The sequence below is a fragment of the Polaribacter porphyrae genome (genome assembly GCF_002954685.1).
In the GTDB taxonomy this organism is placed as follows: domain Bacteria; phylum Bacteroidota; class Bacteroidia; order Flavobacteriales; family Flavobacteriaceae; genus Polaribacter; species Polaribacter porphyrae.
The window spans coordinates 2,724,803-2,738,598 of sequence record NZ_MSCN01000001.1; the positions used below are offsets into that span (position 1 = coordinate 2,724,803).

Here is a 13,796-nt window from a genome sequence, read left to right on the forward strand (position 1 = left end):
AATGGCTAATAAAAAAGTAGATAAAGATTTTATACTCTCTTCTTGGGCAATAAACAATAAAACAACAATGTACGTATTAATGCTATTGATTTTAGCATTAGGTATCTCTGCATTTTTTAATATGCCTAGAGAAAATTTTCCTGAAATTAAGGAAACTAAAATTTACATTAGTACTATTTATCCAGGAAATACAGGAGAAGATGTAGAAAAACTAATTACAGATCCTTTAGAAGATAAACTAAAAACTGTAAGTGGTGTTGTAGAAATTACCTCAACTTCTCAAGAAGATTACTCAATGATTATTGTTGAGTTTGATGAAGGTATGACTGTTGATGCTGCCAAACAAAAAGTAAAAGATCAGGTTGATACTGAATCCTCTAGCGAAGATTGGCCAACTTTTAATGGTGCAAAAGTAGAACCTAATATCTTTGATTTGAGCATGTCTGAAGAGATGCCCATTTTAAATATCAATATTTCTGGAGATTACACAGTAGATAAATTAAAAGAATATGGAGAGTATTTACAAGATGAAATTGAAGATTTATCTCAAATCAAAAAAGTAGACATTAGAGGTGCTCAAGAGAAAGAAGTAGAAGTTGCTGTTGACATTTATAAAATGATGGCAGCTCAAGTAAGTTTTAACGACATTATCACCTCTATAAGTAATGGAAATATGACGCTTTCTGCTGGTAATTTAAAAGCTAGCGGACAAAGAAGAACAATTAGAATAGTAGGTGAAATAGATAAACCAAACCAACTGGAAGATTTTGTTGTAAAATCAGAAAAAGGGAATTCAATTTACTTAAAAGATATTGCTGATGTAACTTTTAAGGACAAAGAAAAGACCACTTATGCAAGAGAATTTAGTGCTGAAACAAAAAAAGGAGAGGCTGTTGTAATGCTCGATGTTAAAAAACGTTCAGGCAAAAACATGGTAATTGCTGCCGATAAAATTCAAGAAATTGTTAAAGATGCTAGAGAAAATATATTTCCTGCAAACCTAAAAGTTACGATTGCTAACGATCAGTCTTCAAAAACTATTGGGCAAGTAGATGATTTAGTAAACAACATCATTTTTGGTGTAATATTAGTGGTTATTGTTTTAATGTTTTTCCTTGGATTTAAAAACGCATTATTTGTTGGTTTTGCTATACCCATGTCAATGTTTATGTCTTTAATGATTTTAAGTTTATTTGGATATACTATGAACACAATGATTCTTTTTGGACTAATTATGGGTCTAGGAATGTTGGTTGATAATGGAATTGTTGTTGTAGAAAATGCCTACAGATTAATGGAAGAAGAAGGCTTAAATAGCATTGCTGCAACCAAAAAAGGAATTGGTGAAATTGCTTTCCCAATTATCATCTCTACTTTAACAACAGTTGCAGCCTTTGTTCCTTTAGGATTATGGCCTGGAGTTATGGGGCAGTTTATGAAATATTTTCCAATAACGCTTTCAGTGGTTTTAGGTTCGTCACTTTTTGTGGCAATTTTCTTCAACTCTGTAATGGTATCTCAATTTATGAGTATTGAAGATAAAAATATGCCTTTAAAAAGAATTATCACAATTACATCTATACTTGCAGTTGTTGGAATTTTAGTATTAATTTTTGGTGGTTCTTTTAGAGCATTAGGCACATTAATGATATTTTCGGCAATTAGTTTTTGGTTATACAGATATGCTTTACGACCAATGGCTAACGGATTTCAAAACGTTATTTTACCAAAATGGGAACGTTTTTATGAAAGATTATTGACGATTGCTTTAAGAGGTTGGAGACCAATAGTAATCACCATTTCAACATTTGTTTTGTTATTTCTAGCATTTGGTGGTTTTGGAGCTTCAGTAGCAAGTCAAAGAACAAAAATTGAGTTTTTTCCTGATAATGAACCCAATCAAATTATTGTTTATATAGAATACCCACAAGGAACTGCTATTGAAAAAACCAATGCTATTACTCTAGATATAGAAAACAGAGTGTATAAAATTTTAAATGCTCCAGAATATGTTGATGATGGCTATAACTTCTTGGTAGAAAGTGCAGTTTCTCAAGTTGGTGCAGGTGCAGGTAACCCACAAACTGATGGTGGTTCTGCTGCAGATATGCCACACAGAGGTAAAATTACAGCCTCTATGCGTGAGTATAAATATAGAAGAGGAGCAGAATCTAAAGACCTGCAAAAGAAAGTACAAGAAGCTTTACAAGGTATTTACCCTGGAGTTTCTATCTCTGTAGAAAAAGATGCAAATGGACCTCCACAAGGTTATCCAATAAATATAGAACTAGAAGGAAATGATTATGCAGAGTTGATAGAAACCGCAGAAAAAATGCGAGATTATATCAATACAAAAAGTATAGGTGGTATTGATCAATTAAAGATTGATGTGAACAAATCTAAACCTTCTATGTTGGTAAAAGTTGATCGTAAAAAAGCTGGAGAACTAGGGGTTTCTACTGGGCAAGTTGGGCAACAATTACGAAATGCTGTGTTTGGTGCAAAAGCTGGTATTTATAAAAACGATGGAGAAGATTACGATATTTACGTTCGTTTTAATGAAGAAAATAGATATAATTCTAATGCTATTTTTAATCAAAAAATGACATTTAGAGATCAAGCTTCAGGGCAAGTTAGAAACATTCCTGTTTCTGCAGTGGCTTCAAAAACAAATACCTCTGGTTTTAGTGCTATTAAGCACAAAGATGTAAAAAGAGTAGTTACAGTATATTCTGCTTTGGCTCCTGGTTTTACTGATGCAGCTGCAATAGTAACACAAGTTCAGAAAGAAATGGAATCTTTTACAGCATTACCTAAAGGGGTTAAAATTGATTATACAGGCCAAATTGAAGAGCAAAACAAGCAAATGGCATTTTTAATGAGTGCTTTCTTTATTGGTTTGGCATTAATTTTCTTCATTTTAATTTTCCAATTTAACTCGGTTTCTAAACCTGGTATTATAATGATAGCTATCTTTTTAAGTTTGATTGGTGTTTTTGGAGGATTAGTTGCAACAGGTGCTCCTTTTGTGATTATGATGACAATGATGGGTATTATTGCACTTGCAGGAATTGTAGTAAATAATGGTGTGGTTTTACTCGATTATACCCAATTATTAATTGATAGAAAAAAGGAAGAAAATAATGTTGATGAAGATAAATATGTGGATACACAATCTTTAAAAAACGCAATTATTAAAGGTGGTAAAGCACGTCTACGTCCTGTTTTATTAACAGCAATTACAACCATTTTAGGACTAATTCCTTTAGCAATAGGTTTCAATATAAACTTTTTTACTCTTTTAAGCGATTTTAATGCTAATATTTATATTGGTGGAGATAATGTAATTTTCTGGGGACCTTTAGCAAAAACTGTTATTTATGGTTTAATTATAGCAACATTCTTAACCTTAATTGTTGTGCCTATTTTATTCTACTTGGTTACTCGTTTTAAAATGAAATTGAAAGGTAAAAATAGCATTCAAGAAATAGCTGCTTAAAAACAATATTTGTTAACTAGAAAAAGGTTGTAATTGTAATGATTTCAGCCTTTTTTGTATTTTAAAACTTACCAAAAGGCTTCATTTTTGAATACTTTACCAATTATTGGTATATTTGATAAAACTGTATAAAATTATGAATAAAAATACATCAATATCACTTGGGAACTATTTTGACGAATTTGTTCAAGAAAGTATACAAAAAGGGCGTTTTAAAAATGTGAGTGAAGTAATTCGTGCAGGTTTACGACTTCTGGAAGAAGAGGAAAATAAAGTAGTTGCTTTGAAAAAAGCGATTCAGGAAGGAATTGACAGTGATATTGCTCATGATTTTGATCCTGTAAAACATCTTCAGTCTTTGAAAGCAAATAAAAGATTGAATGGCTAGATACAAACTAACCAATAAGGCTGTTGAAGATTTATCAAAAATTTGGGAATATACATTTGATGTTTGGTCAGAAAAACAAGCCACAAAATACTATGAAATGTTAATTTCAAGCTGTCAAAAAATAGCGGATAAACCTAATTTAGGAAAAAATTATGTTGGTGTCACTAAACAACTTTTTGGGTTAAAAGTCCAAAAACACATTATATTTTACAGAATTACGAATCAAAATTATATTGAAATCACAAGAGTTCTTCACGAAAGAATGAATTTAAAGAATAGACTGAATAAATAAAATTATGAGACAACAACTTTTACTCATTGTACTGTTAATATCTAGTTTAACTTTTAGCCAAAATTTTAAACTTACTCAACCAAATATTTTAAAGTTAAAAAAGCAAAATTCAACAGAAGTAGAAAGTGAAATTATTTATCATTATTTGACAAATAATTATAAAACAACTTCTAAAAAATATGACATAAAATATTATGAATGGGATAAATCTAAAATTTGTGCTTATTCGCAAAAGTTTAAAAACGGAATTCAATATGCTGTATCTAAATGTAAAGAATCTGGTGGAATTATGATTAATCTAGAAATTCCAAAAATAAAACGAGTTGAATTAATGAAATGGATTGAAAACATCTATGAAGTAGATAAAGCTGAAGAAGAACAATATATTTGGAAAGAAAATAATTCAAAATTTGAACCTAAAGAACAAATTCCAGGTTGTTATTATAAAATCATCGAAAAAGAAAAGAAAACTCAAATAGAACTTTATTGTGGGTGTTAAATAGCAATATTCTCATAAACCCACTAAATGCAAAACAAAGTTTACACAGTTGATGAAATCAAACGCAAAATAGAGCAATATTGCGTATATCAAGATAGATGTCATAAAGAAGTAGAGCAAAAAATGAGAGAATACAATCTAATTCCTGAAGCTAAAGAACAAATTTTATTAAGCTTACTAAAAAATAATTTCTTAAATGAAGAACGCTTTGCTAAAAGCTTTGCTAGAGGAAAATTCAGAATAAAAAACTGGGGGAAACAACGAATTATTAGAGAATTAAAATTCAAGGAAATCTCTACTTACAACATTAAAACTGCTCTCAAAGAAATAGAAGAAAAAGAATATTTAGAAACTATTTATAGAATTACCGAAAATAGAAATGCTGTAATTTCTGAATCAAATATTTATAAAAGAAAACAAAAACTAATTGGCTTTTTAATGCGTAAAGGTTTTGAGAGTGACCTTATTTACAAAACAGTAAATGAAATCGTTGTTTAATTATAGAAATTCTTTAAAAAGATAGAATCACTTTTTCTTTTTGCTTTTATAACCATTTTTATATCATCATTTGGTATAGATACAGAGAGTACATAGTGCTTTATTTTCCAAGTATTATCATTTTTTTGTAAAACTCCAGAACCTCTGCAAGTTCCCATCCAAGTAGTTAAAAGTTCATCAAACCAAACAAAATTACCTAAATTATTTACATAAATATTACGTTCTAATACTTTAAAATCCCATGCTTTTCCTTTATCAAAATAAGGTTTGCTAAAATTTGAAAACGCTTTTTTTGTCCAATTTTCTGTAGCATCAGTTCCAATAAATACAGAGATACTATCCATTTTTCCAAAATAATCACCATAATTGGCTTCTGTTGCTGCCAAATGCCAATCATCCATAAAGCTGTTTACATTTTGTTTTATGGTTTCTTGTTTTTCAATTGAAATAACCTCTCGAGTATTACAAGAGATTATCACAAATAAAAACAAAAAAAAGATTAGAAAATTTCTCATTGATTTTTAAGTTTTGATTTTTTTGGCAATGTGCTTCTTACATTCTTTTTAACAAATTTTTCATCATACTTTTCCTTTCTGTTTAACTCTATTGTTTTTTTAGAAATACTATCAATTTTTGTAGAGTCTAACCCAATAAAAACAGCGTCAATTACTATGGCATCTTCAAAAGCTTTTTTAGATAAAACACTGTTTATTTTAGAGATTAAAGCATCATAGGCTTTTACTATTTTACCTGTTTGTTCGTTTACCTCTTTAGCTTTTATTGAGGGTATATTAATCATGTCTGATAATCGTAAGCTTTCGTTATGTAAAATATTAACTCTAGCCTTAAAAGAAGGCGTATCAAATAGTTTTGGTTTTACAGAATCTTTTACATTTTTTATCAAATTTTCTAGTTCAATGGCATTACTTAATGCCTCATTAGGAGATGCTTTTGTAAACCTTTCTAAAAAAGAATCGAGGATTTTTAATTCTTTCCAAGTAGCTATTTCTTGCTCAAATATGGGTTTAACTTTTACAGAAAAGTTATGATTTACTATAATACTCATTTCTGGTTTTTCTTCACTTAAAACAACACTATTCTGTTGTTTTTTATTACAAGAAAATAGTAAAAGAAAAAGAAAAAAAGTAAGAATACGTTTCACAAAAATAAATTTTAAGTAAAAGTACATATTTTGTAGAAAGGGTTGTATTTCATATTTGTTAATTTTTTAGTGATAAAACGATGTTAAAATATCAAATAAATAATTAAAATTATTTATATTGAGAATACTTAAATTAAGTACCTTTGTTATTGATAAATATTCAATTTGATTCAATGAGTACACAAATTTTAGTTTTAGGAGCAAGTGGACAAATTGGCACTGAACTTACTCAAAAATTACGTTCAGTTTATGGAAATGAACATGTTATTGCTTCAGATATAAGAGAAGGAAATAAAGAGATGATGGCTTCTGGTCCTTTTGAAATTGTTGATGCTACTAATAAAAAGCAAATTTTAGCTATTGTACAAAAATACAGCATCACTCAAATATATTTATTAGCTGCTATGCTATCTGCGACTGCAGAAAATCATCCTCAAAAAGCATGGAATTTAAATATGAATTCTTTGCTAGCAGTGTTAGATTTAGCAAAAGAAAAACACATAAATCAAATTTATTGGCCAAGTTCTATTGCTGTTTTTGGACCAACTACACCAAAAGAAAATACACCTCAAAAAACGGTAATGGAACCTTCTACAGTTTACGGAATTAGTAAGGTTGCTGGAGAATTTTGGTGTGATTACTATCATCAAAAATTTGGAGTTGATGTAAGAAGTTTACGTTACCCAGGTATTATTTCTTGGAAAACAAAACCTGGAGGAGGCACTACAGATTATGCTGTCGACATTTATTTTAAAGCATTAGAAGATAAGAAATACGAATGTTTTTTAAGCGAAAACACTCGTTTACCAATGATGTATATGGATGATGCTGTTAATGCAACCATACAATTAATGCAAGTAAAACCAAAAGATATTAAAATTAGAAATAGCTACAATTTATCAGCAATCGATTTTACTCCAAAAGAAATTGCTTTAGAAATTCAAAAACATATTCCAGATTTTAAAATTACCTACAAGCCCGATTTTAGACAACAAATTGCAGATAGTTGGCCACAATCTATTGATGATTCTCAAGCAAGAGAAGATTGGAATTGGCAACATCAGTTTGATTTAAAATCAATGACAGCAGATATTATTAAGAATCTTGAAAAGCAGTACAGTAAATCTCTGTAAGTTATCAATTATTTTTCGTCTAAAACACTAAATTGAAAACCATCAATTATGAAAGCGATTATCGAAAAAAGTTTAGAAAACGCATATAGTTATTTTGAATATAAAGAACTAGTAAAAAATTTATTGGCAGAAGATAAATCTACAGGTTCAAATCAATCTGAAGAATTAACAAATTATAGTTTGTTAAATGATAGAAGAATGAAGCGTTTAGACAAAACCATCAAAATTTCTGATGAAACTACTAATGCATTTAACCTAATTGATGAGCCACAAACATGGTTGGTTTTAACAGAAGGTTGGTGTGGAGATGCAGCACAAAACTTACCTGTTATTCACAAAATGACTGAACTAAATAAAAATATCAATTTAAAATTGGTTTTACGAGATGAGCATTTAGAATTGATGGATTTATTTTTAACTAATGGAGGTAGATCTATCCCAAAATTAATTGCATTAAATAAAGATAATGAAGTGTTATTTATTTGGGGACCAAGACCAAAAACTGCTGCAAAAATGGTGTTAGAGTATAAAAAAGAAAACGGTACTTTAGATGCTCAATTTAAACAAGATTTACAGGTTTGGTATAATAAAGACAAAGGGCAAAGTGTACAAAGTGATTTTGTAGAAATGATACATAAAACACAGTTACAAAAGGCCTAAAAAGTAAAGATACTATTCTTTTAAAAAATCGCAAATTAGAGTTCTAGTTTGCGATTTTTTGTTTGCGTATCTTTGCAAAAATATTAAGTATAATGTACGTTGATTATTCCTCAATTTCTGATGAAGCTAAAGTTTGGGTTTATCCTTCAAGTAGAAAATTTTATACAACAGAAATTGAAGAGCTAGAACAAAGTATCAAAGAATTTGTTGAAAATTGGAAAAATGATGATGAAAACTTTAAAGCATCATACCAACTGTTATATAATCGATTTATTGTTTTAGTGGCTGATGATTCAACATCAGCATTAATAAATTCTGATATCGATACTTCTGTTTCTTTTATTTTAACGCTTCAAGAAAAATATAATATAGCTCTTTTAGATAAAATGAATGTTTGCTTTAAACAAGGTGAGTATGTTCAATACAAAGAATTAAAAGATTTTAAAAAATTATTAAAAAGCAAAGCTGTTACTGGTAAAACAATCATTTTCGATAATTTAATTTCTAATAATTACGACTTTAAAAATTTTTGGGAAACACCAATTGAAGAGAGTTGGTACAATCGTTTTTTATAACTTTTATGCTTCTAGTAAATAACATCACTTTTGGGTATTCTAAAAATAACATTGTATTAAATGATTTTGATTTTTCATTAAAAAAAGGAGAACACTTATGTGTAATGGGTGAAAGTGGCTGTGGAAAATCAACTTTATTAAAAGCAATTTACGGTTTGTTAGATTTACAAAAAGGTGAAATTTTTTGGGATAAGCATCAAGTTTTAGGGCCTGAATTTAATTTAGTTCCTGGTTTTGAAAAATTTAAATATGTAGCACAACATTTTGATTTGATGCCCTATATTTCTGTATCAGAAAATATAAAAAAGTTTTTATCTCGTTTTTATCCAGAAGAGAGCGAACAACGCACTCAAGAATTATTGCAAGTGATAGAAATGAAATCTTTTGCTAATGTAAAGGTTAAAAACTTAAGTGGTGGTCAAAAACAAAGAGTCGCAATAGCTAGAGCACTAGCTAAAAAACCCGAGCTTATTCTACTAGATGAGCCTTTTAGTCAAATAGATAATTTTAAAAAAAATAGCTTACGACGTAATATATTTAGCTATTTAAAAGAAAAAAATATTGCTTGTATTGTGGCTACACACGATAAAAATGATGCCCTATCTTTTGCTGATAAGTTAATGGTTATTAAAGAGAATCATATTTTAATAAATGATAATCCTAAAACAATTTACAGTAAACCTAAAGAAAAATATGTAGCTGCATTATTTGATGATGTTAATGAAATTAGTATTGATGGAGAAAATTTATTAGTATATCCTCATCAAATAGAGGTGGTAAAAGCTTCAAGTTTAGAAGTTTTCGTTACCAATTCTTTCTTTAAAGGGTCTTATTGGTTGGTTGAAGGGAATTTTGAAGGGCAAAAGATTTTTTTTAATCATTATAGTTTAATCGCACAAAAGACCATGGTTTCTATAGCAATAAAAAATCACCTAGATTGTAAAAATCAAGGTGATTAAATTATAAACTTTCTCTTAAAACCCCTATATTTAAATAGAGAAAGCTGGGGGAGTATAATTTTTTAATCTTTAAAAACTAAAAGCGTTTTCTACAAATTTAATACGTAAAAGACTTCAAAAAAGGAAAATATTCGATTTTAAACTGTAAAAATGGGAAATATTTAAGTCTTAAATCTTTTTCTATAAGCTTCTGGAGTATAATTTGTATGCTTTTTAAAATACTTATAAAGATTAGCAGGATCTCGAAACCCAAGCTTAAAAGCTATTTCTTTTATAGATAAACTTGTGTGTAAAAGATTCTTTTTTACTTTAATAATTATTACCTCATCTATAAACTTTTTTGCAGATTTGTGAGTAACAAATTGTACTACAGTATTTAATTTTTTTGAGGAAAATCCGAGCTTTTTGGAGTAATCACCTACTTTTTTAGTGGTAGTATAGTTATTTTCTAATAGGTTTTGAAATTTAATAAACTCTTTCAGATACTTACTTAACTGAACTTTATTATGTCCTTCAGATTTTATTCTATAAATAGCAGTAATTAAAACATGTACTAAACTTCTAATAATTTTATTACTGTAATCATCTGAAATAGTTAAAACTTCTTCTTCTATTTTAGTTATTAAAAGTAAGATATTAGAAAATTGTTCATCGTTTAATTGCGTTTTTGGTGATGTTAGCATTTCATTAAATGCCTGAATGGTTTTTCTAATTTCAGTTTCATTAAGATAACTATTCAGAAACTCTTCTCTGAAAAAAAGTGAAAATCCTCTTGCATTCTTATTATTGTAAAATTTTTGAATTTGATTTTTTCTAATAGATAGAATCGTACCTCTTGAATAATAGTAATCATTGTAATCTATAGAATGTCTTCCTATATCTGCAGTAATAAAAATTAATGTATAATAATCTATAGAATGATTAGAATTTATTACATCTTTTTCTTTTAATTTTAATAAATCTTCAAGTCTAGTAATTTTAAAGTTTAATCCTTGAGAATTTATTTCATAAGCACTACTTAAAGAAACATTTAGCATTTTTTGGGGGAATTACATCTACGCTAAAATACAAATTAATTAATAGAATTTATCACAACTGCTTTTTGATTAAAGAAAATCTTAGCATTTTCTCTTTTCCCAAGCAATAACTTTCCAATAGGAGATGAAACAGAAACAGCAAAATACATCTTCTTTGCAACTACAAGTTGCCCAGCAGAAATTGAGAGAAAATAGTTGGCAACATTGGTTTCTATTATACTTCCTAAATGTGCAATATTAGAAGTTTTTGAAACATTAATTTTTGCTAGTGTTTCTTTCATTTGATAAATGTTAGAAAGCTGCTGACTGGCTTTTTCCATCTCTAATTGTAACATAGCTCGTCCAGTTTCATGCTTGTCTCCAGCAGAACTTTTGGTTTCTGATTGTAATGCTTTTTGATGGGATGAAATTGTCTCTTGAACAGTTTTTAAACGGTTATCTACAAACTCTTTGCATTTATGTAGTAATTCTTTTTTAATTTCCATTTATAATAAATGCATATGCTCCATAATTTCCATGATGCGAAATAGAACAAGAATTTGTTAGAAATTTATGATGATGATAAAATTGTGGTACTCCAATTTGGATTTTCCTTTTTTCAATTTCTGATGATAAAATCCCTGTATTTTCTTGTAATCGTTTTGTTATGTCTTTATCGAGGTTATTTGGAGATCCAACTCCTAAAAAAACGCGAATTTTATGACCTCCTTTAATTAATTTATCTTCTGCAATTGTGTGTATATAAGATGCATCAAAAAAAGTAGTTGTATAGAAGTTTGTGTTTTGAAAAGTTACAACACCTTCATCTTCTTTGGTAAGTAAACATTCAAACTTTTGTGGAGCAAAAAAACGCTTTTTTACTTTTTGAGTGTAGCATTTATATGCAGCTTCTTTCATAGACCAAAATAACCAAACCTTTAAAAAAGGATTTTCTGAATTATAAATTTCTTTCTGTTCTTTTTCAGTAAACTGTTTTTCTAGAAAGCCAATCCTTTGCCAATCACTTTCTGTTTTTGCTAATTGTAGGTCTATAATATCATTTCCAATATTAAGCATTCATTTTATTTTGAATAATCTGTATAGTGGCTTTTACTGTTAACATATTTTCCATAGAATCGTTATCAATTTCTATATCAAACTCATCTTCAACATCTAAAATAATATCTACTAAATTTGCAGAATTTATTTCTAAATCATTTATAAAATCTGTTTCTTCGTTAAGATTTTTAAAACCTTCTTCGTTTTGAACATAAGGTTTTACAATTGCAGTTAGTTTTTCTAAAAGTTGTTCTTTTGTCATTTAATTATCTAAATATTTTTTAAATATAACACAAGCATTCACATCTCCAAAACCAAAACTAGCTTTTGCAAGAAAGTTGATTTCTTTTTTTATTAATTTTTGTGGAATCTTATCTTTATGAATGAGTTCTGATATTTCTGGATGAATATCATCGCAATTAATATTTGGGAATACAAGTTGATCTTTAATTTGCAAAACAGTAGCAACAGATTCAATTGCTCCAGAAGCTGCTAAACAATGTCCAATTTGCGATTTCAAAGAATTAATTAAAGGGAAGTTTTCTCCTTTTCTATTCAATGCTATTGTCCAATTTCTAATCTCTAAAGCATCTTTAGATGTGGCTGTTAAATGGCCATTAATAGCATCAATTTTATCAGCAGAAATCTTTGCATCTACCAAAGCATCTTTTATACATCTTTGAACAGCTTCTGCATTTGGAGCTGTTAAGGAACCTCCATTTCTTTGCCCTCCAGAATTTATATTACCTCCTAAAACTTCTGCATAAATCGTTGCTTTTCTTTCTAAAGCACTTTCTAGAGATTCTAAAACCAAAGCTGCTGCTCCACTTCCTGGTACAAAGCCAGAAGCAGACGCACTCATTGGTCTTGAGCCTTTTTCTGGAGATTCATTGTGCTTATAAGTCATCACTCGCATCGCATCAAAACCTCCCCAAGAATACAAACTGCTATCACTAGAACTACCTACTAACATTCGTTTTGCTTTGCCAGTTTTAATTCTTTCAAACCCTAAAAGCAAAGCTTCTGTACCAGTTGTACAGGCTGAAGAATTCGTTGTTATTTGATTGCCAACACCTAAAATTCCTCCTAAATATGCAGATATTCCACTAGCCATAGTTTGCACTACAGAAGTACTTCCTAAACGTCTTACTTTATTATCATCAATTTTATAAATTGATTCTCTAAATTTTTCGATTCCAGAGGTTCCAGTTCCAAAAATAATACCTGCATCATAATCTAAAATAGAGTTTTCGTCAACAGAAAAACCTGCATCTTTCCAAGCATCAACTCCTGAGATACAACCGTATAAAATAGAAGTACTGTTAAAGCCTCTTAATTGTAAAGGTGTTAAATATTGGGCAATTTTTTCTTCAGAAATTTTTGGAATTCCACCTATACAACAAGAAAACCCTTTTTCTTTTAATTCTTGATGGAATGTAATACCTGATTTACCTTTCTGTATAGCATCTGTAAATTCTTGCAAACCTACTCCATTTGGTGCTACAACTCCTAGACCTGTAATAACAACTCTATTCATTATCTTTAGTGATTATCATTCCTGAAATTTCGCCTCTACAAACCAATTCGTTTTTCAAATTCATCATTTTGACTTTACATTTTAATTTGTTAAATCTAAAATAGACTTTTTCTGAAACTACAGTAACTTTTTCATTAGGTAAGACAGGTAAAAAAAAATCTACTTGATGAGAAGTTAATGCAATTTGTAGTTTATTTTCTGATGAAATTTTTTCTTTTAATAAGTAAATCCCAAAACAAACAACCCCAATTTGTGCCATAGTTTCTGTAAGAATTACACCTGGAGTAATTGGGTTTCCTTTAAAGTGTCCTTTATAAAAATAGGCATCTTTCTGATATGTATAAATCCCTGAAACACCATTTTCAGAGATTTCAGAAATTTTATCAACAAACAAAAATGGTTTTTGATAGGGTAAAAGTGATATGATTTTTTTTGTTTTCATTAGCTTAAATTTTCCTTTTGAACTAAACCTCTTGAACCTCCAAAACAAATATCCATTCGTTTTTATGTCGAAATTCT

At 28.9% G+C, this 13,796-nt stretch carries 17 protein-coding genes; 9 read left to right on the forward strand and 8 right to left on the reverse strand.

Features of this window, described 5'->3' with window-relative positions; all coding sequences use genetic code 11:
- Window position 1: 1 nt before the first annotated feature.
- The 5 genes from BTO18_RS12135 to BTO18_RS12155 all read left to right on the forward strand — a co-directional run bounded on the left by BTO18_RS12135 (window position 2) and on the right by BTO18_RS12155 (window position 5,176).
- Complete coding sequence (locus BTO18_RS12135) at window positions 2-3,499, forward strand: efflux RND transporter permease subunit (protein ID WP_105016477.1); 3,498 nt, start codon at window positions 2-4, stop codon at window positions 3,497-3,499.
- A 136-nt stretch (window positions 3,500-3,635) separates the two neighbouring features.
- The gene (locus BTO18_RS12140) at window positions 3,636-3,887 is read left to right on the forward strand and encodes a type II toxin-antitoxin system ParD family antitoxin (RefSeq protein WP_105016478.1); all 252 of its coding nucleotides are present in this window, start codon (window positions 3,636-3,638) and stop codon (window positions 3,885-3,887) included.
- Window positions 3,880-4,179, forward strand: coding sequence for a type II toxin-antitoxin system RelE/ParE family toxin (locus BTO18_RS12145; RefSeq protein ID WP_105016479.1), 300 nt, complete (start codon window positions 3,880-3,882; stop codon window positions 4,177-4,179). The genes BTO18_RS12140 and BTO18_RS12145 overlap by 8 nt, the downstream gene beginning before the upstream one ends.
- 4 nt (window positions 4,180-4,183) lie before the next feature.
- Window positions 4,184-4,678, forward strand: coding sequence for a hypothetical protein (locus tag BTO18_RS12150; RefSeq protein WP_105016480.1), 495 nt, complete (start codon window positions 4,184-4,186; stop codon window positions 4,676-4,678).
- A gap of 27 nt (window positions 4,679-4,705) precedes the next feature.
- Entirely contained in the window at window positions 4,706-5,176 is a 471-nt protein-coding gene (locus BTO18_RS12155; RefSeq protein WP_105016481.1) for a regulatory protein RecX, read from the forward strand.
- On the opposite strand, the gene BTO18_RS12160 is transcribed toward BTO18_RS12155, so the two are convergent.
- Complete coding sequence (locus BTO18_RS12160) at window positions 5,173-5,691, reverse strand: nuclear transport factor 2 family protein (protein WP_105016482.1); 519 nt, start codon at window positions 5,689-5,691, stop codon at window positions 5,173-5,175. The genes BTO18_RS12155 and BTO18_RS12160 overlap by 4 nt on opposite strands.
- Window positions 5,688-6,338 (reverse strand): hypothetical protein, encoded by a 651-nt coding sequence (locus BTO18_RS12165; protein ID WP_146106929.1) that lies wholly within the window; start codon window positions 6,336-6,338, stop codon window positions 5,688-5,690. The genes BTO18_RS12160 and BTO18_RS12165 overlap by 4 nt, the downstream gene beginning before the upstream one ends.
- A 173-nt stretch (window positions 6,339-6,511) precedes the next feature.
- Between BTO18_RS12165 and BTO18_RS12170 the strand changes: the two genes are divergently transcribed.
- The 4 genes from BTO18_RS12170 (at window position 6,512) to BTO18_RS12185 (ending at window position 9,665) form a co-directional block, all read left to right on the forward strand.
- The gene (locus tag BTO18_RS12170) at window positions 6,512-7,471 is read left to right on the forward strand and encodes an NAD-dependent epimerase/dehydratase family protein (protein WP_105016484.1); all 960 of its coding nucleotides are present in this window, start codon (window positions 6,512-6,514) and stop codon (window positions 7,469-7,471) included.
- A 48-nt stretch (window positions 7,472-7,519) separates the two neighbouring features.
- Window positions 7,520-8,131: a thioredoxin family protein gene (locus BTO18_RS12175; protein ID WP_105016485.1), complete on the forward strand. Its 612-nt coding sequence runs from the start codon at window positions 7,520-7,522 to the stop codon at window positions 8,129-8,131.
- Between the two features lie 92 nt (window positions 8,132-8,223).
- Complete coding sequence (locus tag BTO18_RS12180; RefSeq protein ID WP_105016486.1) at window positions 8,224-8,706, forward strand: ABC transporter ATPase; 483 nt, start codon at window positions 8,224-8,226, stop codon at window positions 8,704-8,706.
- Between the two features lie 5 nt (window positions 8,707-8,711).
- Window positions 8,712-9,665 (forward strand): ABC transporter ATP-binding protein, encoded by a 954-nt coding sequence (locus tag BTO18_RS12185; protein WP_105017569.1) that lies wholly within the window; start codon window positions 8,712-8,714, stop codon window positions 9,663-9,665.
- 161 nt (window positions 9,666-9,826) lie between these two features.
- Here the strand turns inward: BTO18_RS12185 and BTO18_RS12190 are convergent, their stop codons facing one another.
- From BTO18_RS12190 to BTO18_RS12215, 6 genes are read right to left on the reverse strand one after another with little or no spacing between them, the layout of a single operon-like run.
- Window positions 9,827-10,702: an AraC family transcriptional regulator gene (locus BTO18_RS12190; RefSeq protein WP_105016487.1), complete on the reverse strand. Its 876-nt coding sequence runs from the start codon at window positions 10,700-10,702 to the stop codon at window positions 9,827-9,829.
- A gap of 35 nt (window positions 10,703-10,737) precedes the next feature.
- Window positions 10,738-11,187 (reverse strand): 3-oxoacyl-ACP synthase, encoded by a 450-nt coding sequence (locus BTO18_RS12195; RefSeq protein ID WP_105016488.1) that lies wholly within the window; start codon window positions 11,185-11,187, stop codon window positions 10,738-10,740.
- Entirely contained in the window at window positions 11,177-11,758 is a 582-nt protein-coding gene (locus tag BTO18_RS12200; protein ID WP_105016489.1) for a 4'-phosphopantetheinyl transferase family protein, read from the reverse strand. Before BTO18_RS12200 ends, BTO18_RS12195 begins: the two co-directional genes overlap by 11 nt.
- Complete coding sequence (locus BTO18_RS12205) at window positions 11,751-12,002, reverse strand: acyl carrier protein (protein ID WP_105016490.1); 252 nt, start codon at window positions 12,000-12,002, stop codon at window positions 11,751-11,753. The genes BTO18_RS12200 and BTO18_RS12205 overlap by 8 nt, the downstream gene beginning before the upstream one ends.
- The gene (locus BTO18_RS12210; RefSeq protein WP_105016491.1) at window positions 12,003-13,277 is read right to left on the reverse strand and encodes a beta-ketoacyl-[acyl-carrier-protein] synthase family protein; all 1,275 of its coding nucleotides are present in this window, start codon (window positions 13,275-13,277) and stop codon (window positions 12,003-12,005) included. It lies immediately after the preceding gene.
- Window positions 13,270-13,719, reverse strand: a complete 450-nt coding sequence (locus BTO18_RS12215) for a 3-hydroxyacyl-ACP dehydratase FabZ family protein (RefSeq protein ID WP_105016492.1) — start codon at window positions 13,717-13,719, stop codon at window positions 13,270-13,272. Before BTO18_RS12215 ends, BTO18_RS12210 begins: the two co-directional genes overlap by 8 nt.
- Between the last annotated feature and the right edge of the window lie 77 nt (window positions 13,720-13,796).

Coding starts and splice junctions, on each gene's coding strand:
- BTO18_RS12170 (WP_105016484.1), top strand. CDS start 6,512: ATGAGTACACAAATTTTAGTTTTAGGAGCAAGTGGACAAATTGGCACT.
- BTO18_RS12145 (WP_105016479.1), top strand. CDS start 3,880: ATGGCTAGATACAAACTAACCAATAAGGCTGTTGAAGATTTATCAAAA.
- BTO18_RS12190 (WP_105016487.1), bottom strand. CDS start 10,702: ATGCTAAATGTTTCTTTAAGTAGTGCTTATGAAATAAATTCTCAAGGA.
- BTO18_RS12175 (WP_105016485.1), top strand. CDS start 7,520: ATGAAAGCGATTATCGAAAAAAGTTTAGAAAACGCATATAGTTATTTT.
- BTO18_RS12140 (WP_105016478.1), top strand. CDS start 3,636: ATGAATAAAAATACATCAATATCACTTGGGAACTATTTTGACGAATTT.
- BTO18_RS12185 (WP_105017569.1), top strand. CDS start 8,712: ATGCTTCTAGTAAATAACATCACTTTTGGGTATTCTAAAAATAACATT.
- BTO18_RS12205 (WP_105016490.1), bottom strand. CDS start 12,002: ATGACAAAAGAACAACTTTTAGAAAAACTAACTGCAATTGTAAAACCT.
- BTO18_RS12160 (WP_105016482.1), bottom strand. CDS start 5,691: ATGAGAAATTTTCTAATCTTTTTTTTGTTTTTATTTGTGATAATCTCT.
- BTO18_RS12195 (WP_105016488.1), bottom strand. CDS start 11,187: ATGGAAATTAAAAAAGAATTACTACATAAATGCAAAGAGTTTGTAGAT.
- BTO18_RS12180 (WP_105016486.1), top strand. CDS start 8,224: ATGTACGTTGATTATTCCTCAATTTCTGATGAAGCTAAAGTTTGGGTT.
- BTO18_RS12135 (WP_105016477.1), top strand. CDS start 2: ATGGCTAATAAAAAAGTAGATAAAGATTTTATACTCTCTTCTTGGGCA.
- BTO18_RS12150 (WP_105016480.1), top strand. CDS start 4,184: ATGAGACAACAACTTTTACTCATTGTACTGTTAATATCTAGTTTAACT.
- BTO18_RS12200 (WP_105016489.1), bottom strand. CDS start 11,758: ATGCTTAATATTGGAAATGATATTATAGACCTACAATTAGCAAAAACA.
- BTO18_RS12155 (WP_105016481.1), top strand. CDS start 4,706: ATGCAAAACAAAGTTTACACAGTTGATGAAATCAAACGCAAAATAGAG.
- BTO18_RS12215 (WP_105016492.1), bottom strand. CDS start 13,719: ATGAAAACAAAAAAAATCATATCACTTTTACCCTATCAAAAACCATTT.
- BTO18_RS12210 (WP_105016491.1), bottom strand. CDS start 13,277: ATGAATAGAGTTGTTATTACAGGTCTAGGAGTTGTAGCACCAAATGGA.